20 protein-coding genes are annotated in these 19,854 nt (G+C 56.5%); 8 read left to right on the top strand and 12 right to left on the bottom strand.

Features of this window, described 5'->3' with window-relative positions; genetic code table 11:
• Window positions 1-131: 131 nt before the first annotated feature.
• The 6 genes from metN to proS all read left to right on the top strand — a co-directional run bounded on the left by metN (window position 132) and on the right by proS (window position 5,716).
• A complete protein-coding gene (gene metN, locus H7R56_RS19940; RefSeq protein WP_106925617.1) occupies window positions 132-1,163 on the top strand; it encodes a methionine ABC transporter ATP-binding protein MetN in 1,032 nt (343 codons plus the stop codon).
• Window positions 1,156-1,809, top strand: coding sequence for a methionine ABC transporter permease MetI (locus H7R56_RS19945; RefSeq protein ID WP_106925615.1), 654 nt, complete (start codon window positions 1,156-1,158; stop codon window positions 1,807-1,809). The genes metN and H7R56_RS19945 overlap by 8 nt, the downstream gene beginning before the upstream one ends.
• Window positions 1,810-1,849: 40 nt before the next feature.
• Window positions 1,850-2,665 (top strand): methionine ABC transporter substrate-binding lipoprotein MetQ, encoded by an 816-nt coding sequence (gene metQ, locus H7R56_RS19950; protein ID WP_106925613.1) that lies wholly within the window; start codon window positions 1,850-1,852, stop codon window positions 2,663-2,665.
• Window positions 2,666-2,775: 110 nt separating this feature from the next.
• Window positions 2,776-3,180: an Rcs stress response system protein RcsF gene (gene rcsF / locus H7R56_RS19955; protein ID WP_106925610.1), complete on the top strand. Its 405-nt coding sequence runs from the start codon at window positions 2,776-2,778 to the stop codon at window positions 3,178-3,180.
• Window positions 3,177-3,884 (top strand): tRNA (N6-threonylcarbamoyladenosine(37)-N6)-methyltransferase TrmO, encoded by a 708-nt coding sequence (gene tsaA / locus H7R56_RS19960; RefSeq protein ID WP_106925608.1) that lies wholly within the window; start codon window positions 3,177-3,179, stop codon window positions 3,882-3,884. Before rcsF ends, tsaA begins: the two co-directional genes overlap by 4 nt.
• Before the next feature lie 113 nt (window positions 3,885-3,997).
• Entirely contained in the window at window positions 3,998-5,716 is a 1,719-nt protein-coding gene (gene proS, locus H7R56_RS19965; RefSeq protein WP_106925606.1) for a proline--tRNA ligase, read from the top strand.
• A 174-nt stretch (window positions 5,717-5,890) separates the two neighbouring features.
• Here proS and nlpE read toward each other — a convergent pair whose 3' ends face one another.
• The 3 genes from nlpE to H7R56_RS19980 are packed head-to-tail and all read right to left on the bottom strand — an operon-like array spanning window position 5,891 to window position 7,584.
• Window positions 5,891-6,592 (bottom strand): envelope stress response activation lipoprotein NlpE, encoded by a 702-nt coding sequence (gene nlpE / locus H7R56_RS19970; protein ID WP_106925604.1) that lies wholly within the window; start codon window positions 6,590-6,592, stop codon window positions 5,891-5,893.
• A 36-nt stretch (window positions 6,593-6,628) separates the two neighbouring features.
• The gene (gene arfB / locus H7R56_RS19975; RefSeq protein ID WP_106925602.1) at window positions 6,629-7,042 is read right to left on the bottom strand and encodes an alternative ribosome rescue aminoacyl-tRNA hydrolase ArfB; all 414 of its coding nucleotides are present in this window, start codon (window positions 7,040-7,042) and stop codon (window positions 6,629-6,631) included.
• The gene (locus H7R56_RS19980; RefSeq protein ID WP_106925600.1) at window positions 7,039-7,584 is read right to left on the bottom strand and encodes a YaeQ family protein; all 546 of its coding nucleotides are present in this window, start codon (window positions 7,582-7,584) and stop codon (window positions 7,039-7,041) included. Before H7R56_RS19980 ends, arfB begins: the two co-directional genes overlap by 4 nt.
• Before the next feature lie 166 nt (window positions 7,585-7,750).
• Here H7R56_RS19980 and H7R56_RS19985 point away from each other — a divergent pair, with 166 nt between their 5' ends.
• Both H7R56_RS19985 and rof read left to right on the top strand, forming a co-directional pair.
• The gene (locus tag H7R56_RS19985) at window positions 7,751-7,951 is read left to right on the top strand and encodes a YaeP family protein (RefSeq protein ID WP_106925598.1); all 201 of its coding nucleotides are present in this window, start codon (window positions 7,751-7,753) and stop codon (window positions 7,949-7,951) included.
• Window positions 7,938-8,198: a Rho-binding antiterminator gene (rof, locus tag H7R56_RS19990; protein ID WP_106925596.1), complete on the top strand. Its 261-nt coding sequence runs from the start codon at window positions 7,938-7,940 to the stop codon at window positions 8,196-8,198. Before H7R56_RS19985 ends, rof begins: the two co-directional genes overlap by 14 nt.
• A 16-nt stretch (window positions 8,199-8,214) precedes the next feature.
• Here rof and tilS read toward each other — a convergent pair whose 3' ends face one another.
• From tilS to fabZ, 9 genes are all read right to left on the bottom strand, one after another.
• Window positions 8,215-9,516 (bottom strand): tRNA lysidine(34) synthetase TilS, encoded by a 1,302-nt coding sequence (tilS, locus tag H7R56_RS19995; RefSeq protein WP_181357977.1) that lies wholly within the window; start codon window positions 9,514-9,516, stop codon window positions 8,215-8,217.
• A 63-nt stretch (window positions 9,517-9,579) separates the two neighbouring features.
• Window positions 9,580-9,969 (bottom strand): VOC family protein, encoded by a 390-nt coding sequence (locus H7R56_RS20000; RefSeq protein ID WP_106925594.1) that lies wholly within the window; start codon window positions 9,967-9,969, stop codon window positions 9,580-9,582.
• Between the two features lie 47 nt (window positions 9,970-10,016).
• Window positions 10,017-12,170, bottom strand: a complete 2,154-nt coding sequence (locus H7R56_RS20005) for a lysine decarboxylase LdcC (RefSeq protein ID WP_106925592.1) — start codon at window positions 12,168-12,170, stop codon at window positions 10,017-10,019.
• Between the two features lie 104 nt (window positions 12,171-12,274).
• Window positions 12,275-13,234: an acetyl-CoA carboxylase carboxyl transferase subunit alpha gene (gene accA, locus H7R56_RS20010; protein ID WP_106925590.1), complete on the bottom strand. Its 960-nt coding sequence runs from the start codon at window positions 13,232-13,234 to the stop codon at window positions 12,275-12,277.
• Between the two features lie 12 nt (window positions 13,235-13,246).
• Window positions 13,247-16,729, bottom strand: coding sequence for a DNA polymerase III subunit alpha (dnaE, locus tag H7R56_RS20015; RefSeq protein WP_182928381.1), 3,483 nt, complete (start codon window positions 16,727-16,729; stop codon window positions 13,247-13,249).
• A 36-nt stretch (window positions 16,730-16,765) separates the two neighbouring features.
• The gene (rnhB, locus tag H7R56_RS20020) at window positions 16,766-17,362 is read right to left on the bottom strand and encodes a ribonuclease HII (protein ID WP_106925586.1); all 597 of its coding nucleotides are present in this window, start codon (window positions 17,360-17,362) and stop codon (window positions 16,766-16,768) included.
• Window positions 17,359-18,507: a lipid-A-disaccharide synthase gene (gene lpxB / locus H7R56_RS20025; protein ID WP_106925584.1), complete on the bottom strand. Its 1,149-nt coding sequence runs from the start codon at window positions 18,505-18,507 to the stop codon at window positions 17,359-17,361. Before lpxB ends, rnhB begins: the two co-directional genes overlap by 4 nt.
• Window positions 18,507-19,295, bottom strand: a complete 789-nt coding sequence (gene lpxA / locus H7R56_RS20030) for an acyl-ACP--UDP-N-acetylglucosamine O-acyltransferase (protein ID WP_106925582.1) — start codon at window positions 19,293-19,295, stop codon at window positions 18,507-18,509. The genes lpxB and lpxA overlap by 1 nt, the downstream gene beginning before the upstream one ends.
• 3 nt (window positions 19,296-19,298) lie before the next feature.
• The gene (gene fabZ, locus H7R56_RS20035; protein ID WP_052285413.1) at window positions 19,299-19,754 is read right to left on the bottom strand and encodes a 3-hydroxyacyl-ACP dehydratase FabZ; all 456 of its coding nucleotides are present in this window, start codon (window positions 19,752-19,754) and stop codon (window positions 19,299-19,301) included.
• Window positions 19,755-19,854: the final 100 nt, after the last annotated feature.

Raw genomic sequence — 19,854 nt, forward strand, 5'->3', positions numbered from 1 at the left:
AAGCGTCGATCGCATAAATCAGATTGATTTAGACGTCTAGATGCCTTAACATCCGTTTTGTTGACGGTCATCGCCCGTCCAGGGCAGAACAAAATGCCGCGGATAACTCCTAACCGATAATAAATAATCTAATGATTAAACTTTCGAATATCACCAAAGTGTTCCAGCAGGGCCACCGCACTATTCAGGCGCTAAACAACGTTAGCCTGCACGTGCCTGCGGGACAAATTTATGGCGTCATTGGCGCATCCGGTGCCGGTAAAAGTACGCTGATTCGCTGCGTTAACCTGCTCGAACGTCCTACTGATGGCAGCGTGCAGGTTGACGGCCAGGAACTGACGGCGCTGTCCGAATCGGCGCTGACAAAAGCTCGTCGCCAGATTGGCATGATTTTCCAGCACTTTAACCTGCTCTCTTCACGCACGGTATTTGGCAACGTTGCGCTGCCGCTCGAGCTCGACAACACCCCTAAAGATGAAGTGAAGCGTCGCGTCACTGAGCTGCTGGACCTCGTTGGTCTGAGCGATAAGCACGATAGCTACCCGGCAAACCTGTCCGGTGGCCAGAAGCAGCGCGTGGCGATTGCCCGTGCGTTAGCCAGTAACCCGAAAGTGCTGCTGTGCGATGAAGCCACCAGCGCGCTGGATCCGGCGACCACTCGCGCCATCCTCGAACTGCTGAAAGACATTAACCGCCGCCTGGGTCTGACGATTCTGCTCATCACTCATGAAATGGACGTGGTGAAGCGCATCTGTGACTGCGTGGCAGTCATCAGCAACGGCGAGCTTATCGAGCAGGATACGGTGAGCGAAGTCTTTTCTCATCCGAAAACGCCGCTGGCGCAGCAGTTTATTCAGTCCACGCTGCACCTCGATATTCCGGAAGATTATCAGGCGCGTCTTAAGGCGGAACCGTTCACCGACAGCGTACCGATGCTGCGGATGGAGTTTACCGGCCATTCGGTCGACGCTCCGCTGCTGTCGGAAACCGCACGCCGCTTTAACGTAAACAACAACATTATTAGCGCGCAGATGGATTACGCGGGCGGCGTGAAGTTCGGCATTATGCTGACTGAAATGCACGGCGCGCCAGAAGATACGCAGGCAGCCATCGCCTGGCTGCAGCAACACCATGTAAAAGTAGAGGTATTGGGTTATGTCTGAGGCCATGATGTGGTTACTGGCGCGCGGCGTCTGGGAAACGCTGGCCATGACGTTTGTGTCGGGCTTTTTCGGCTTTGTGATTGGTCTGCCGGTCGGCGTGCTTCTTTATACCACGCGTCCAGGGCAAATCATTGAGAATGGCAAGCTCTACCGCGTCCTCTCTGCGCTGGTGAATATCTTCCGTTCTATTCCGTTTATTATCCTGTTGGTATGGATGATCCCGTTTACCCGCGTGATCGTGGGCACATCCATCGGTCTGCAGGCGGCAATTGTCCCTCTGACGGTCGGCGCTGCGCCGTTTATCGCCCGCATGGTCGAGAACGCCCTGCTGGAAATCCCCACCGGGCTGATTGAAGCCTCCCGCGCAATGGGCGCGACGCCGATGCAGATCGTGCGTAAAGTCCTGCTGCCGGAAGCGCTGCCGGGCCTGGTGAACGCGGCAACCATTACCCTGATTACCCTGGTCGGCTACTCAGCGATGGGCGGTGCCGTTGGTGCCGGCGGTCTGGGGCAGATTGGCTATCAGTACGGCTACATTGGCTATAATGCGGTCGTAATGAATACAGTTCTGGTATTGCTGGTCGTTCTGGTTTATTTAATTCAACTATCTGGCGATCGTATCGTCCGGGCAGTCACTCATAAATAGCGTTACACACAACACAACTTAAAAGTTTAAGGAAATAAGCATGGCGTTCAATTTTAAAACCTTTGCGGCAGTTGGAGCCCTGATTGGTTCTCTGGCACTTGTTGGTTGCGGCCAGGACGAGAAAGATCCAAACCATATTAAAGTCGGCGTGATCGTCGGTGCGGAACAGCAGGTTGCTGAAGTCGCACAGAAAGTCGCGAAAGAAAAATACGGCCTGGACGTTGAACTGGTGACCTTCAACGACTACGTGCTGCCGAACGAAGCGCTGAGCAAAGGCGATATTGACGCCAACGCCTTCCAGCATAAACCGTACCTCGATCAGCAGATCAAAGACCGTGGCTACAAGCTGGTTTCCGTGGGTAACACCTTCGTGTATCCGATTGCTGGCTACTCTAAAAAAATCAAATCCCTGGACGAGCTGCAGCCGGGCTCCCAGATTGCAGTGCCTAACGACCCGACTAACCTCGGCCGTTCCCTGCTGCTGCTGCAAAAAGAAGGTCTGATCAAACTGAAAGACGGCGTTGGCCTGCTGCCGACCTCTCTGGACATCGTAGAGAACCCGAAAAACCTGAAGATTGTTGAACTGGAAGCGCCGCAACTGCCGCGTTCCCTGGACGATGCGCAGATTGCGCTGGCCGTCATCAACACCACCTACGCTAGCCAGATCAACCTGACCCCGGCAAAAGACGGTATTTTCGTTGAAGGTAAAGACTCTCCGTACGTCAACATGATCGTGACTCGCGAAGACAACAAAGACGCGGAAAACGTGAAGAAATTCGTTCAGGCTTACCAGTCTGACGAAGTGTACGAAGCGGCGAACAAAATCTTTAACGGCGGTGCGGTTAAAGGCTGGTAATCGCCTTCCCCCTCCGCAGTATCTTTCAAGACGGGCGCATGCCCGTCTTGTCATTTATGCAAGCACCTGATTCAATAGCCCCCTGGTCTACCCTTTATAGAGGAATTACTATGCGTGCTTTACCGGTCTGTTTATTAGCACTCCTGTTAGGTGGCTGCTCCATGCTAAACAGATCTCCTGTTGAACCCGTTCAAAGCACAGCGACCCCCGTCAAAACGGAGACCGCGAAACCCAAAGCGCCGCGCGCGACGCCGGTACGCATTATTACCAACGCCGAGGATCTGGTCGGTAAACCGTTCCGCGACTTAGGCGAAGTGTCCGGTGACTCTTGCCAGGCAACTAACCAGGATTCACCGCCGAACATCCCAACGGCGCGCAAGCGTATGCAGATCAATGCCTCTAAAATGAAGGCAAACGCGGTACTGCTGCACAGCTGCGAAGTGACCAGCGGTGCTCCGGGCTGCTATCGTCAGGCGGTTTGCATCGGGTCGGCCCTCAACGTTAGCGCGAAATGAGCCACTTCTCCTTCGAGCAAATAGGCGTTATCCGCTCTCCTTATAAAGAGAAGTTTGCCGTGCCGCGTCAACCGGGCCTGGTCAAAAGCTGTAGCGGCGAGCTGCACCTGCTTGCCCCTTACAACCAGGCCGATGCCGTACGCGGCCTGGAAGACTTCAGTCACCTGTGGGTGCTGTTTGTCTTTCATCAAACGATGGAAGGCGGCTGGCGCCCGACGGTGCGTCCTCCCCGTCTCGGCGGCAACGCACGAATGGGCGTGTTTGCAACCCGCTCCACCTTCCGTCCCAACCCCATCGGGATGTCGCTGGTCGAACTGCGGGGCATTCGCTGCCATAAAGAGCATGTGATTCTCGAACTGGGCGGGCTGGATCTCGTCGACGGTACGCCGGTCGTTGATATCAAACCGTATCTGCCGTTTGCCGAGGCGCTACCCGACGCGCGTGCCAGCTATGCACAGGATGCGCCTCAGGCCGGCGTAAACGTCAGCTTCAGCGAAGACATTACCCAGCAGTTGCTCGGGCTGGAAACGCGCTACCCGCGCCTTCGCCAGTTTATTGCCGAAGTGCTGGCGCAGGACCCGCGTCCTGCCTATCGTAAAAATGAGGAAGAAGGCAAAACCTACGCCGTCTGGCTGCTGGACTTTAACGTCCGCTGGCGCGTCACGCCCTCAGGATTTGAGGTCTTTGCGCTGGAAGCCCGCTAATTTGCGTCGCGTACTCTTTTGACATCCCTTTCTCGCTGGTAAACTAAACCACTTTTGTTTTGTACCAGGCTCATCTGGAGCCTGTTCTGTCGTCCAACTGGAACCGTAACAACATGCGTACTAGCCAATACCTGCTCTCCACTCTGAAGGAGACGCCTGCCGACGCCGAAGTCATCAGCCACCAGCTGATGCTGCGCGCCGGGATGATCCGCAAGCTGGCCTCCGGGTTATATACCTGGCTGCCGACCGGCGTGCGCGTCCTGAAAAAAGTCGAAAACATCGTGCGTGAAGAGATGAACAACGCCGGTGCGATCGAGGTGTTAATGCCGGTGGTTCAGCCTTCCGAACTGTGGGAAGAGAGCGGCCGTTGGGAACAGTATGGCCCGGAGCTGCTGCGCATTGCTGACCGCGGTGACCGTTCTTTCGTTCTCGGCCCAACGCACGAAGAAGTCATCACCGACCTGATTCGTAACGAGCTGAGCTCTTACAAACAGCTGCCGCTGAACTTCTATCAGATCCAGACTAAATTCCGTGACGAAGTACGCCCGCGCTTTGGCGTGATGCGTTCGCGCGAATTCCTGATGAAAGATGCCTACTCTTTCCATACCTCTCAGGAATCGCTGCAGGAAACCTACGACGCCATGTACGCCGCGTACAGCAAAATCTTCAGCCGTATGGGTCTGGATTTCCGTGCGGTACAGGCTGACACCGGCTCCATCGGCGGCAATGCCTCTCATGAATTCCAGGTGCTGGCGCAGAGCGGCGAAGATGACGTGATCTTCTCTGACTCCTCCGACTACGCGGCCAACATTGAATTTGCCGAAGCGCTTGCACCGAAAGAACCGCGCGCGGCGGCGACCCAGGAAATGAGCCTGGTTGATACGCCAAACGCAAAAACCATCGCCGAGCTGGTTGAGCAGTTCAACCTGCCAATCGAAAAAACCGTGAAAACCCTGCTGGTGAAAGCGGTAGAAGACAGCAAGTCTCCGCTGATTGCCCTGCTGGTTCGCGGCGATCACGAGCTGAACGAAGTCAAAGCGGAAAAACTGCCGCAGGTTGCCAGCCCGCTGACCTTCGCGACCGAAGAAGAAATTCGTGCGCTGGTCAACGCAGGTCCGGGCTCTCTGGGCCCGGTCAATCTGCCGATTCCGGTTATCATCGACCGTACCGTTGCCGCAATGAGCGACTTTGCCGCCGGTGCGAACATCGACGGTAAGCACTACTTTGGCATCAACTGGGATCGCGACGTGGCGACGCCGGAAGTGGCAGACATCCGTAACGTGGTCGCCGGTGACCCGAGCCCGGATGGCAAAGGCACGCTGATGATCAAACGCGGCATCGAAGTCGGTCACATCTTCCAGCTGGGTACCAAGTACTCTGAAGCCATGAAGGCCTCGGTACAGGGCGAAGACGGGCGTAACCAGACGCTGACCATGGGCTGCTACGGTATCGGGGTGACTCGCGTGGTGGCGGCCGCTATTGAGCAGAACTTTGACGATCGCGGCATCGTATGGCCTGACGCCATCGCCCCGTTCCAGGTCGCCATTCTGCCAATGAACATGCACAAATCCTACCGTGTACAAGAGCTGGCGGAGAAACTGTACGCAGAGCTGCGCGCTCACGGAATTGACGTGTTGATGGACGACCGTAAAGAGCGTCCGGGCGTGATGTTCGCCGATATGGAACTGATCGGTATTCCGCACACCATCGTGCTGGGCGACCGTAACCTCGACAACGACGATATCGAATACAAATACCGTCGTAACGGCGAGAAACAGCTGATTAAAACCGGCGACATCGTCGATTATCTGCTGAAAGCGATTAAGGGCTAATCCGCTCAGTGGCCTCCCGAACCAGGCGTTAACGCCTGGTTCGGGCGACAAAAAAAGCCTCGCATTTGCGAGGCTTTTTTATGATAGCTGGCCGGATAAGGCGTTTACGCCGCCATCCGGCAAGCGGAACCAAATTGCCTGATGGCGCTACGCTTATCAGGCCTACAGATACCGTTATTTCACGCTGGTACAGTCTTTACCCGGCGAGAATGTCCCGGCTTTATCGGTCGCTAGCGTTTTGACCATCGCGCCGGTATCCGGGTTGGGCTCAAGGGTAAAGTGCCCCTCCACCACCAGCAGAATCGGCTGGCTACTGCTGCCCTGCGCCGCGGCATAATCGCGTTCCAGCTGGGCATTGTTGGCAACCGCCAGGCGCTGGCCTGTTGCACAGTCGGTGAACGTCGCCGCGTCCGCCATATAGAAGTACATGCCGCGCATCGCTATCGGCGTGGTCGGCAGGCTGGCCTTCGCGGGCTCCAGCGTATAGTTCAGCTTCGATTGGATCGGGTTACCTTGACGGTCAAGCATCTCCAGCTTTTCGCCTTTCACCCGATAGTACGATTTTTCGCCCTGGCTGTCGGTCAGGACCAGCTTGTCGGCAGTACGCGCCCAGGTACCGTAAGAACCAAATGACGACGGTTCGCGGCGCACGCCCTGATAGCGTTCATTCATGACCCAGGTACCGTCCTTCTCGAGGAACAGCGAGGTCTCAATGCCTTCGCAATCAGCGCATGGCAATACGCCGCGCCAGCTCTGCTGCATCGGCGTTAACTCCGCCTGCTGCGTCGGCTTGAGGGCAGTCACTTCCGAATGGTTACACCCGAACAGGCCGAACAGCATTCCCGTCGCCGCAATGGCTAATATCGCTTTTTTCACCCTCAATTCCTTATTGTTATTACATCCACGTCCGGCTTAGTAGCGAACTTTCCCGCGCAAGGACTTCACCGAAGATTTCTGCGCTTTTGAATTCAGCCGCCGCTCTTTTGACGCGCGGGTCGGGCGCGTGGGGCGTCGGCTTTTTTGTTCTGCGGTTAACGTCTGGATCACCGCCACCAGCCTGGCAAGCGCTGCTTCGCGATTCATCTCCTGGCTACGGTGCTCCTGCGCCTTAATGATAATCACACCATCAGCAGAAATTAAGTGATGGCTGGCCTCAAGCAAACGCGTTTTGTAATACTCTGGCAGGCTTGAGGCACGGATGTCAAAACGCAGGTGAATAGCCGTTGAGGTCTTATTCACATGCTGTCCGCCCGCGCCCTGCGCCCGGATAGCGGTGATTGTCAGCTCATCCTCCGGAATGCTCACCTGCCGGGAAAGCGTAATCATGCCGTGATTTGCCACGGCGTCAGATGAATTTCCAGATTATTCTGAGCATCAGATAGCCAGATTGCGCCTTCCTGAAGGGTCGCTTGCAGCGTCATCGTACGCTCGGCAAATGTGCTAAGCTTCGCCAGTTGTTCATCGTCGAGATACCAGATACTGAGGTTTTTAAAGCCTGCCATTTTGCTCTGATTCTGCTGCCACCAAATCTCTGCGGCACGACTATTATAGGTGAACAACGCCACCTCTTGCGCCAGGCTACAGGCTTTTTTGATCCGCCGTTCGTCCGGCAGCCCCAGTTCAATCCACAGATCGATGCCCAGATGATCGTTACGCAGCCAGACCTCCGGTTCATCGTCAGAAGAGAGCCCGCGGGTAAACTGCAGCCGTTCATCGGCATACTTAATCCACGCCAGCAGGCGCAGCATCATACGCTCCTGGGTTTCGGACGGGTGGCGCGCGAGGGTTAAGGACGCGTCCAGGAACTGGCTACGGTCGATATCTGCGACGTTGACCACTGCTTTATAAATCGTTGCTTTCAGCGCCATGGCTAAACTCCTGCAAAAAATGGTGGTCATTGTAACGAAATCAACGCCAAAAGGCGCGCCTGCCGCCGCTCATCCCGCTGATATTGCTTAAATGAGTGTGATATAGTCACCTTGCTAAACAGAGATTATCTTCATAGGCTTAATTGAAGCGCTGACAGGAGGGCATGTGGGCAACTATTGTGAGTTGATTCGCCAACGCTACGCCGAAATTGCGAGCGGTGATTTAGGGTATATCCCGGATGCGCTAGGCTGTGTACTGAAAGTTTTGAACGACGTTGCGGCGGATGACGCCGTGTCGGAGTCAGTCAGGGAAAAAGCCGCGTACGCGGCGGCAAACTTACTGGTGAGCGATTATGTCAATGAATGATACTTATCAACCCATCAACTGTGATGACTATGACAACCTTGAGCTTGCCTGCCAGCACCACCTCGTCCTCTCTCTGCAACTGAAAGATGGCGAAGTACTGCAAGCCAAAGCCCACGATCTGCTCTCGCGTAAGAACGTGGAGTATCTGGTCGTCGACAACGCGGGAGAACAGCGCGAACTCCGTCTCGATCGGATTGCCAGCTTCAGCCACCCTCAGATAGGCACCGTGGTTGTCAGCGAGTCATAATAGCGAAACGGGCAGCTCAGCTGCCCGTTTTTTGCCAGCAAAACTGTAGCCCTTCTCCGCTTTCACGCTTCCCATCCAGCGTAACAAACCGCCCCGCAGCCGCAATCAATGTGTCACCATAAAACAGCAGCGGCGTGGTATCGCGCTGCCATGGCGGTACCTCGAGCTCTTGCCAGATTTTTTTCAGCTTGCGCCCGCCGTGACGACCAACAATATGCAGCATTCCGAGGGCTTTAAAGCGAATAGAAACCGGCTCGTCGGCGCGTGGAGGTCGAATCTCGCCCCCCGGGATCAGGCTCACTCGCCCAAGGCCATCCGGCAAATCCAGCGGCCTATCGGGGCTGACCCAGGCTAACGTCGTTCCACTCTGCCCCTCATGCGCTTGCACCCACCACAGCTGCTGCTGAAAGCGGCGCACCTCAAAGTTCCCCAGACGTAGACGCGGTGCGGCATCTTCACGCGCTAACGCGACCTCCTGCCACAGCCGCGCCAGCATCTCGCGCGACGGCATCGCGGCACCATGGTGGGAAAGCCAGCGCCGCAGTAATGCCGCACGCTTTGGCCCGCTCATGTCGTATAGCGGATTAATCGCCAGCGCGCCCGTTTCTGAAAGCAGGTGAGCAAGCTCGTCGGCCAACAGTTCATCCAGCAGTTGCTCCTGCTCACCGCACAGCGCCGCACTCCGCGCCGCCGCGTCGGCAAAGTGCGGCCAGCGGGCATTCAGCAGCGGTAAAACGCGCAGACGCAGGAAGTTCCGATCGTAGGCATCATCCTGATTGCTCTCGTCCTCAATCCAACACAGCCCGTGCTGCTGCGCCCAGCCTAGCAGCGCAGCGCGGCTTTCATTCAGCAAAGGACGAATAAGTTGAGTACCGGCAAAGGCCGCGCGCCGCGGCATGGCCGACAGCCCGGCAGGCCCGCTGCCGCGCTTAAGCGCCAGCAGCAGCGTTTCACTCTGATCGTCCAGATGCTGCGCCGTCAGCAACACTTCTCCGGGCCGCAATGCCTCACGAAACGCCCGGTAGCGTGCCTCTCTGGCTTCGGCCTCGAGCCCTGCCCCTTGCCCGGTCAGCGTGACGCGGGTAACCGCCAGAGGCACCTGCCACTCGTCGCACACCCGTTGACAGTGTGCGACCCAGCTATCGGCATGCGGGCTGATGCCGTGGTGAATATGAATGGCGCGCAGGGTAACGCCTGGGTTCTGTCGTTGCCAGCACACCAACTGATGTAACAAAACCGTTGAGTCCAGCCCGCCGCTAAATGCCACCAGAAACTGGCGATGGGGGGAAAGCTGCTGTTCGAGAGAAGATGGCGTCATCGTTATCGTGTCGTGAAAAGTCTCGCCCGGCACGTTACCGGGCCGGACGGTCGCTGGCAAGCCTTACTGCTGGTAGAGTTCCAGCGGCAGGCCGTCAGGATCGGTGAAAAAGGTAAAGCGCTTGCCGGTGTACGGATCGACGCGAATCGCCTCACAGGCAACCCCGTGCGCCTCCAGATGCGCCACCGAAGCGTCGATATCCGCAACGCTAAAGGCCAGATGGCGCAGCCCGCAGGCCTCCGGGCGGCTGGGCCGCGCGGGCGGGAACGGGAAAGAAAACAGCTCAATCACGTACTGGCCGTTTAGCGCGAGATCACCCTTCCACGAATCGCGCGCTTCTCGATACACCTCGCTTTGCAGGGTAAAGCCGAGAATATTGCAGTAGAAAGCCTTACTTTTCGCGTAGTCGGTGCCAATAATCGCAATGTGATGAATCTGTTTTAGTCCCAGCATCCTGTCTCTCCGTTAACCGTTTCTCAGCACGTTACCCGCGCCGGGCGTTATCGCGCAAGCCCCTGACTCTCTTTTAGGACTCTCACCCGGTAGACCCCGTTTTCATCGCGTTTTGCTCCGTGGATATCGGTTTCAAAGCCCGGATAATGTCGCCCGATCGAACAGAGCATCAGCAGGAAATCGAGCACCGATCGGCTCTGTTCGGTGATCATCTCACCCGGCATCAGCAACGGCACGCCCGGCGGGTACGGCAGGATCATATTGGCCGAGATACGCCCCACCAGATCTTCCAGCGCAACGGTTTCGACGTCGCCTTTGATTTGCCGCTGCCACGCGCGGTGCGGCGTGAGCTTCATTTCCGGCAGCACGTCAAAGGCGCGCAGCATCAGGCGCGGCAGATCGTGCTGACGAATCAGACGGTGGATCCCCTGAGCCAGATCCTGAATACGCATATTGCGATAAAAATCAGGATCTTCAGCATAAAGATCCGGCAGCATATTCTTCACCCGCAGATTGAGATCGTAAGCGCGTTTAAACTCCGTCAGCCCGCGCAGCAGCCCCATTGCCCGGGTTTTATCAATCCCAATGCTGAACAAGAACAGCAGGTTATACGGCCCCGTTTTCTCGACCACCACGCCGTGCTCATCAAGGTATTTCGCCACCAGCGCCGCCGGGATCCCCTCATCGCTCATATTGCCCTGTTCATCCATCCCCGGCGTCAGAATCGTGACTTTTACCGGATCGAGGAACATATGGTCGGCATCCGCATCGCTGAAACCGTGCCAGTCTTCCCCTGGCGATACCGGCCAGCACTCGGCCTGATCTATCTGCTCAGGCTGCCAGATATCAAAGAACCAACTGTCGGACTCTTCACGCAGCCGCTGTACCTCTTTACGGAAATGCAGCGCGCGCTCTACCGAGCGGTTAATCAGCCTTTTGCCCGGGTTGCCGCGCAGCATCGCCGCAGCCGTCTCGATCGAAGCGACGATCGGGTAACTTGGCGAGGTAGAGGTATGCATCATAAAGGCTTCGTTAAAGGTGTCTTCGTCGTAGTCGCCCTTGATGTGAATTAACGACGCCTGCGATAGCGCCGCCAGCATCTTGTGGGTCGACTGGGTTTCGAAGAACACTTTCCCCGGCACGCGATCGCCGCTCATGCCGCTTTTCCCCTGGTAAATGGGATGAAAGTGGGTGTACGGTACCCAGGCCGAGTCAAAGTGAATCGACGGCACGTCGAGCGTCTGTTTGATCCAATTAGTGTTATACAGCAGCCCGTCATAGGTCGAGTTGGTGATCACGGCGTGCACCGGCCACTGCGCGCCGTCGGTCGTATTGACCTTTTGCTGCAGGCTATCGCGAGTAAACTCATGCTTGGGGATACCGCCAAGGATACCCAGCGCGTTACGCGTCGGTTTCAGCCACAGCGGCACCACGTCGCTCATCATCAGCAGGTGCGCTAACGACTTGTGACAATTACGGTCAATCAACAGCGTACTGCCGCTCGGCGCCGCATACATCCCAACGATTTTGTTCGACGTTGAGGTACCGTTCGTCACCATATAGCTTTGCTCGGCGCCAAAGGTGCGGGCAATGTACTCCTCCGCCTCGAGGTGCGGGCCGGTGTGATCCAACAGGGAACCCAGCTCCGTCACCGAAATCGACACGTCGGCTTTCAGCGTATTGGCACCGAAGAAATCATAAAACAGGCAGCCTACCGGGCTTTTTTGATAGGCCGTTCCCGCCATGTGCCCCGGCGTACAGAAAGTGTACTTGCCTTCTGTCACATAGGTGAACAGCGCTTTGGTAAACGGCGGCGTAATGTTATCCAGGTATTCGTTGGTGTACTGGCGAATACGCGTCGCGATATCGTCAGCCTGACCCAGCGCATACTCAAAGAACCACAGCGCCATGCGCATGTCGTGTGCGCTGACGTCCATCGTCGAATGGTTATTGATAAAGGCATAAAGCGGTAGATATTCATTGAGCTGATTAATCTCACCGCACAGATCGACGCTGTATTCATCCCAGTCAAAAATCACCCCACAGATACGCGGGTTGTGCTCGATAAACTTCAGCAGGTCGGCACTATTTTGCGGCCAGATAATTTTGAAGCCTTGCGCCAACAGCGCCTGTTCCAGCTCCTTGATGGGCTCATCTTTGTAGTAGACGCCGTGCGGCCCCATAATGGCGATAATATTCATGCGTTCCTCCTGGAAATTCTGTACCTATCATAGCGCAGCTAGAACGAGGGGAATAAAAAAGGGCCACAAACTGTGGCCCTTTTCAGGAACGTCTTACGAATGGCTTACGCGTAACCGTAGCTCATCAGGCGCTGATAGCGACGGTTCAGCAGATCTTCTTTGCTCAGCACGTCGAGATCGGCCAGGTCAGCCAGCAGCTGTGCTTTCAGCGAGGCCGCCATCACTTCCGGGTTACGATGGGCGCCACCCAGCGGTTCCGGGATGATGGAGTCAATCAGCTTCAGCTCTTTCAGACGCGGGGCGATGATGCCCATCGCTTCTGCGGCCAGCGGCGCTTTGTCGGCGCTTTTCCACAGAATAGAGGCGCAGCCTTCCGGAGAGATAACGGAATAGGTGCTGTACTGCAGCATATTCACTTTATCGCCCACACCAATTGCCAGCGCGCCGCCGGAGCCACCCTCACCGATAACGGTACAGATAACCGGCACGCTCAGGCGTGACATTTCGCGCAGGTTGCGGGCAATCGCTTCAGACTGGCCGCGCTCTTCTGCGCCGACGCCCGGGTAAGCCCCTGGGGTGTCGATGAAGGTCACAATCGGCATGTTGAAGCGTTCCGCCATTTCCATCAGGCGCAGCGCTTTACGGTAGCCTTCCGGTGCCGGCATGCCGAAGTTACGACGGATTTTTTCTTTAGTTTCACGGCCTTTCTGATGACCAATGATCATCACCGGGCGACCGTCCAGGCGTGCGATACCACCAACGATAGCTTTATCGTCAGCATAGGCGCGATCGCCGGCCAGTTCGTCAAACTCATCAAACGCCAGACGGACATAATCCAGGGTGTACGGGCGCTGCGGATGGCGCGCCAGTTGGGCTACCTGCCATGCGCCGAGATCGGCAAAGATTTTGCGCGTCAGCTCTACGCTTTTTTCACGCAGACGATGCACTTCTTCGTCGATATTAATATCCAGTTTCTCATCCTGACGGCTAACCGCAGTCAAAGAATCGATTTTCGCTTCCAGCTCTGCAATCGGCTGTTCAAAATCAAGGAAATTCAGACTCATAGTATTCCTGTATTAGTCAAACTCCAGTTCCACCTGCTCCGAACCGATGAGGCCACGCAGATCGTTGAGTAAACGATCGCTCGGAGAGACACGCCAGGTTGCACCGAAACGCAACCGCGCACGTGCATCCGCCCTCTGATAGTAGAGATGTACTGGAATGGTTCCCGAACGATGGGGTTCCAGAGACTGACGGAGTCGGTTTAAAAGCTGGTCATCAATTTGCCTGTCCGTCAGCGAGATAGCAAGCCCGCGAGCGTATTTTTCCCGGGCTTCGTCAATGTCCATCACTTCGCGGGCCATCATTTTAAGGCCGCCGCTGAAGTCATCAAAGCTGACCTGTCCGCTGACGATAAGTATGCGGTCTTTTTCCAGCAGGTGCTGGTATTTTTCCAGCGCCTCGGAGAACAGCATGACCTCCAGGCGTCCGGAACGGTCATCCAGCGTACAGATGCCGATACGATTGCCGCGCTTGGTGACCATAACCCTCGCGGCAATCACGAGCCCCGCGGCCGTGGTCACTTTCCCACGTTCCGTCGGATGCATGTCTTTGAGTCGATACCCGCCGACATAGCGCTCAATTTCTTTTAAATACTGGTTGATCGGATGCCCCGTCAGGTACAGACCTAACGTTTCGCGCTCACCGTCTAAAACGACCTGCTCTGGCCATGGCTGGCAGTTGGCGTAGGATTGCTCGACCTGCTCCGGCTCTTCCGCCAGCACGCCGAACATATCAGCCTGGCCAATCGCTTCCGCTTTCGCGTGCTGATCCGCCGCCTTTAACGCGTCGGCGAGCGAATTCATCAGCGCGGCGCGATGCGGACCAAGCCTATCGAACGCGCCGGACATAATCAGCTTTTCCAGCACCCGGCGGTTGAGCTTTTTGGTGTCGGTACGTGCGCAAAGGTCGAAAAGCTCGCGGAAATAGCCGCCGTTGTTACGCGCTTCGATGATGGCTTCAATCGGGCCTTCACCGACGCCCTTAATGGCGCCGATACCATACACGATTTCCCCGTCATGATTCACGTGGAAATGATATAAACCTGAATTGATATCCGGCGGCAATATTTTCAGCCCCATGCGCCAGCATTCGTCGACCAGGCCGACCACCTTCTCGGTGTTGTCCATATCGGCAGTCATTACCGCCGCCATAAACTCGGCCGGATAGTGCGCCTTCAGCCACAGCGTCTGGTAAGACACCAGCGCATAAGCCGCAGAGTGCGATTTGTTAAACCCGTAACCGGCGAATTTCTCCACCAGGTCAAAGATTTTCATCGCCAGTTCGCAATCAACGCCGTTCTTTTTCGCCCCTTCTTCAAAGGCACCGCGCTGCTTGGCCATCTCTTCCGGCTTTTTCTTACCCATCGCACGACGCAGCATGTCCGCGCCGCCAAGGGTGTAGCCGGAAAGCACCTGGGCAATCTGCATCACCTGTTCCTGGTACAGGATAATGCCGTAGGTTGGCTCCAGTACCGGCTTCAGGCTTTCGTGCTGCCACTGCACGTCCGGATAAGAGATCTCTTCGCGGCCGTGTTTACGGTCGATAAAGTTATCAACCATCCCCGACTGCAGCGGGCCAGGACGGAACAGGGCCACCAGCGCGATCATATCTTCGAAGCAGTCAGGCTGCAGGCGCTTAATCAGATCCTTCATGCCGCGCGATTCAAGCTGGAAGACCGCCGTGGTTTCCGAGCGTTGCAGCATGTCGAAGCTTTTCTTATCGTCGAGCGGAATAGCCGCGATATCCAGCGGCGGCTCGCCGTTGCGCTCGCGGCGGGCGTTAATCATTTCCAGCGCCCAGTTGATGATGGTAAGCGTACGCAGGCCGAGGAAGTCGAACTTCACCAGCCCGGCGTATTCCACGTCGTTCTTATCAAACTGGGTAACCGGATGCAGACCTTGCTCATCGCAGTATAGCGGCGCAAAGTCGGTAATTTTGGTCGGCGCGATCACCACGCCACCGGCGTGTTTACCGGCGTTACGGGTGACCCCTTCAAGCTTACGCGCCATGTCGATGAGCGCGCGCACCTCTTCATCCGCTTCGTAGATTTCCGGCAACTGCGGTTCGGCTTCGAAGGCTTTCGCCAGCGTCATACCCGGATCGGGCGGCACCAGCTTAGAGATGCGGTCGACGAAACCGTACGGGTGGCCCAGAACGCGGCCCACATCGCGGATCACCGCTTTCGCCGCCATGGTACCGAAGGTAATAATCTGCGATACCGCATCGCGGCCGTACATTTCGGCCACGTGCTCGATCACCTGATCGCGCTTCTCCATGCAGAAGTCGACGTCGAAGTCGGGCATCGAGACACGTTCCGGGTTAAGGAAGCGTTCGAACAGCAGGTCAAGCTCCAGCGGGTCGAGATCGGTAATTTTCAGGGCATAAGCCACCAGTGAGCCTGCACCGGAACCACGGCCCGGCCCTACCGGCACGCCGTTATCCTTCGACCACTGGATGAACTCCATCACGATCAGGAAGTAACCCGGGAAGCCCATCTGGTTGATCACCTGGAGCTCAATATCCAGACGCTCGTCGTATTCCGGACGGCGCTTGGCGCGAACTTCCGGATCCGGGAACAGGAACGCCAGGCGTTCTTCCAGCCCCTCTTTTGACTTCGCGACGAGGAAGTCTTCGGTGGTCATATCGCCGGTCGGGAACTGCGGCAGGAAGTACTCGCCGAGACGCACCGTCACGTTACAACGTTTGGCAATCTCAACGGTGTTTTCCAGCGCTTCCGGAATGTCCGAGAACAGCTCGCACATCTCTTCTTCGCTACGCATATACTGCTGCGCGGAGTAGTTGCGCGGGCGCTTAGGATCGTCGAGGGTAAAGCCATCGTGGATTGCAACGCGAATCTCGTGCGCGTCAAAATCACCGGGTTCCAGGAACCGCACATCGTTGGTCGCCACGACCGGCAGGCCACGCGTTTCCGCCAGCGCCACCGCCGCATGCAGGTATGACTCTTCATCCTGGCGACCGGTACGAATCAGCTCGAGGAAATAACAGTTTGGGAAATGTTCTTCATAAAAACCAACGCACTGCTCCACCAGCGCCATATTACCGCGCAGCAGGGCACGCCCGACGTCACCCATACGACCGCCGGACAGCAAAATGAGCCCCTCTTTCAGCTCAAGTAGCCAGTCACGATCGATGATCGGGCCAGCCGCGCCGTATCCGCGCTGGTAGGCTTTGGAAATCAGCAGCGTCAGGTTCTGGTAGCCGGTATTATTGGCCGCCAGCACCGTTAAATGGGTCAGCTCATCGCCGAACAGTTCGCTCTGCACGTTAAAATCGGCGCCGACAATCGGTTTGATTCCCGCGCCGTGGCCCGCTCCGTAGAACTTCACCAGGCCGCAGAGGTTGGTAAAATCGGTAATCGCCAGCGCAGGCATGCCTAACGAGGCCGCCTTTTTCACCAGCGGCCCGGTTTTTGCCAGCCCATCGATCATGGAGTAGTCGCTATGCACCCGCAGGTGCACGAAACGTGGTTCAGCCATCTTTAGATTCCGGTTTACTTATTCTCGACGCACGAATCAGGACGCGAGTCCCAGCGCGCGTTTGACGGGAGCAAAGCTGCGTCGGTGATGCTCGGTCGCGCCATATTGCGCAAGCTTTTCCAGATGAAAAGCGGTTGGGTAACCCTTGTGCTGGGCAAAGCCGTACTGCGGGAACACCGTGTCCAGCTCGGCCATTTCGGCGTCACGCGTCACTTTAGCGAGGATAGACGCTGCGCTAATTTCCGCCACCCTGCTATCGCCCTTCACCACCGCCATGGAGGGCATCGGCAACGCCGGACAGCGGTTGCCGTCGATAAGTACGTATTCCGGCACAATAGACAGCCCGGCGACCGCACGCTGCATAGCCAACATGGTGGCATGCAGAATATTAAGCTCGTCAATTTCGTGCGGCTCTGCGCGGCCAAGGCTCCAGCACAGCGCCTTCTCTTTGATTTCATCGAACAGCGCCAGACGGCGCTTTTCACTGAGTTTTTTCGAGTCGTTAAGACCCACAATCGGACGAGACAGATCGAGGATGACCGCCGCCGTCACTACCGCGCCGACCAGCGGGCCGCGCCCGACTTCATCCACACCCGCCACGAGATGGGTATGGGGATATTCAAATTCAATCATCGTGCTAACTCCAGCACCGCGTCTGCCGCCTGTTCGTCCGCGTTGCAGCGAATTTGCAGATGCAGTTCACGGAACGTATCGTGCATCGCGTGGCTGGTTTTGCCGTTGGCCAGCAGCGGCTGTAGCGCTTCGGCTAACAGCGTTGGCTGACACTCATCCTGCAGCAGTTCTTTAACCAGCTCACGCCCCGCCAGCAGGTTAGGCAGCGAGACATAGTCGGTCTTCACCAGCCGTTTAGCCAGCCAGAAGGTGAACGGTTTCATCCGATAGCCCACCACCATCGGGCATTTTGCCAGCATGCATTCAAGCGCCGCCGTGCCAGAGGCCAGCAGCGCCGCATCGCTGGCGATCATCGCCTCACGCGCCATGCCGTCGAGCATGCGCACCGCGAGATCGGGGGCCACTTCCGCTTTGATTCGCTCAAACTGTTCGCGACGCTTCGCGTTAACCAACGGTACGACGACTTCAAGGTCGGGATACTGCTGACGCAGCAGCTGCGCGGTCTTTAAGAAATCTGCGCTGAGCATCTCCACTTCGGCACCGCGACTACCCGGCAGCATGGCCAGACAGTGAACGTCGTGGGCGATCCCCAGCGTATCCCGCGCGGCATTTTTATCCGGATCCAGCGGCATGGCGTCGGCCATGGTGTGGCCGATAAAGCGGCACGGGACGTTAAATTTGTCGTAAAACGCTTTTTCAAAAGGCAGAAATGCGAGCACCAGATCGGTGGCTCTGCCAATTTTGAAGACGCGTTTCTGGCGCCAGGCCCATACGGACGGGCTGACGTAGTGGATCGTTTTGATCCCCTGCTTCTTGAGGTTACCTTCAAGCGTGATGTTGAAATCGGGGGCATCAATGCCGACAAAGACGTCGGGCTTGAGGTCGGTAAAGCGCTGAGTCAGATCGGCACGAATGTGCAGCAAACGACGCAGTCGCCCCAGCACTTCGACGATACCCATCACCGCCAGCTCTTCCATTTCGTACCAGGCTTCACAGCCTTCGGCCTGCATACGCGGACCGGCCACGCCGACAAAGCGCGCGTCAGGAACGCGCGCTTTGAGGGCGCGAATGAGGCCTGCACCAAGAATATCGCCGGAGGTTTCTCCGGCGACCAGGGCAATCGTCAGGGGACGCTGTTCAGTCATTAACGAATCAGGCCGCGCGTAGAGCGGGCGAAGAAATCGCTAAACGGCTGAACTTCCGGGTACTGCTTCGCCAGCTCGGCGATTTCCGGCTTCACTTCGTCCAGCGTTTTACCACTGCGGTACAAGGCTTTATAGGCATTGCGGATCGCGGTGATCGCTTCGCGGCTGAAGCCACGACGCTTCAGGCCTTCGATGTTGACGCCAAACGGCGTCGCGTGGTTGCCCTGGGCAATAACGTACGGCGGAACGTCCTGAGCAACGCCAGAACAGCCGCCAACCATCACGTGCGCACCGATAATGCAGAACTGGTGCACCGCGGTCATGCCGCCGATGATCACGAAATCATCCAGCGAAACGTGGCCCGCGAGGGTGGCGTTATTGGCCAGAATACAGCGATCGCCGACCGTACAATCGTGCGCCACGTGGGCGTTGATCATCAGCAGGTTATCGCTGCCCACCTTCGTCAATCCACCGCCCTGTACTGTGCCGCGATGAATGGTGACGCTTTCGCGAATGCGGTTGCGATCGCCAATTTCCACGCGAGTCGGTTCACCAGCGTATTTCAGATCCTGGTTAACTTCCCCGATAGAAGCGAACTGATAGATCTCGTTATCACGACCAATTTTGGTATGACCGTTAACCACAACGTGAGACTTCAGTACGGTACCTTCGCCGATTTCGACGTCAGGACCCACAATACAAAACGGGCCAATGTGAACGTTAGCGCCAATAACGGCGCCCTCTTCCACAATGGCGGTAGGATGGATAAAGGCGGTTTTATCAATCACAGATTAGGACTCCCGGCTACGCGCACACATCATTGTTGCTTCGCAAACCACTTTACCGTCGACCAGCGCAACGCCTTTAAAGCGAGTCAGGCCACGGCGGGTTTTCTCGAAGGTGACTTCCATAATCATTTGATCGCCTGGCACGACAGGACGCTTGAAGCGCGCTTCATCAATGCCTGCAAAATAGTACAGTTCGCCTGGCTCCAGTTTACCAACGCTTTTAAACGCCAGAATGCCGGTTGCCTGCGCCATCGCTTCCAGAATCAGCACGCCCGGTAAAATCGGTTTGCCAGGGAAGTGGCCCTGGAAAAACGGCTCATTTACGGAAACATTTTTCACTGCGCGCAGAAAACGACCTTCTTCAAAATCCAGCACGCGGTCTACCAGTAAGAACGGGTAACGGTGCGGCAGAAGTTCTAAAATCTCTTCAATGTGCAGAGTATGAGTGTCAGTTGTCAAAATACTCTTCCTGTCAAAATATACTAAGGGGCAATAATAACACGGCCTGCCGGATTACAAGAATGCCGACAGGCCGGAAAGTATCATGCGATACGGATGA

Origin of the sequence: Klebsiella sp. WP3-W18-ESBL-02 (assembly GCF_014168815.1) — a bacterium.
In the GTDB taxonomy this organism is placed as follows: domain Bacteria; phylum Pseudomonadota; class Gammaproteobacteria; order Enterobacterales; family Enterobacteriaceae; genus Kluyvera; species Kluyvera ascorbata_B.

Coding starts and splice junctions, on each gene's coding strand:
- metN (WP_106925617.1), top strand. CDS start 132: ATGATTAAACTTTCGAATATCACCAAAGTGTTCCAGCAGGGCCACCGC.
- H7R56_RS19945 (WP_106925615.1), top strand. CDS start 1,156: ATGTCTGAGGCCATGATGTGGTTACTGGCGCGCGGCGTCTGGGAAACG.
- metQ (WP_106925613.1), top strand. CDS start 1,850: ATGGCGTTCAATTTTAAAACCTTTGCGGCAGTTGGAGCCCTGATTGGT.
- rcsF (WP_106925610.1), top strand. CDS start 2,776: ATGCGTGCTTTACCGGTCTGTTTATTAGCACTCCTGTTAGGTGGCTGC.
- tsaA (WP_106925608.1), top strand. CDS start 3,177: ATGAGCCACTTCTCCTTCGAGCAAATAGGCGTTATCCGCTCTCCTTAT.
- proS (WP_106925606.1), top strand. CDS start 3,998: ATGCGTACTAGCCAATACCTGCTCTCCACTCTGAAGGAGACGCCTGCC.
- arfB (WP_106925602.1), bottom strand. CDS start 7,042: ATGATTACGCTTTCCCGGCAGGTGAGCATTCCGGAGGATGAGCTGACA.
- H7R56_RS19980 (WP_106925600.1), bottom strand. CDS start 7,584: ATGGCGCTGAAAGCAACGATTTATAAAGCAGTGGTCAACGTCGCAGAT.
- rof (WP_106925596.1), top strand. CDS start 7,938: ATGTCAATGAATGATACTTATCAACCCATCAACTGTGATGACTATGAC.
- tilS (WP_181357977.1), bottom strand. CDS start 9,516: ATGACGCCATCTTCTCTCGAACAGCAGCTTTCCCCCCATCGCCAGTTT.
- H7R56_RS20000 (WP_106925594.1), bottom strand. CDS start 9,969: ATGCTGGGACTAAAACAGATTCATCACATTGCGATTATTGGCACCGAC.
- H7R56_RS20005 (WP_106925592.1), bottom strand. CDS start 12,170: ATGAATATTATCGCCATTATGGGGCCGCACGGCGTCTACTACAAAGAT.
- accA (WP_106925590.1), bottom strand. CDS start 13,234: ATGAGTCTGAATTTCCTTGATTTTGAACAGCCGATTGCAGAGCTGGAA.
- dnaE (WP_182928381.1), bottom strand. CDS start 16,729: ATGGCTGAACCACGTTTCGTGCACCTGCGGGTGCATAGCGACTACTCC.
- rnhB (WP_106925586.1), bottom strand. CDS start 17,362: ATGATTGAATTTGAATATCCCCATACCCATCTCGTGGCGGGTGTGGAT.
- lpxB (WP_106925584.1), bottom strand. CDS start 18,507: ATGACTGAACAGCGTCCCCTGACGATTGCCCTGGTCGCCGGAGAAACC.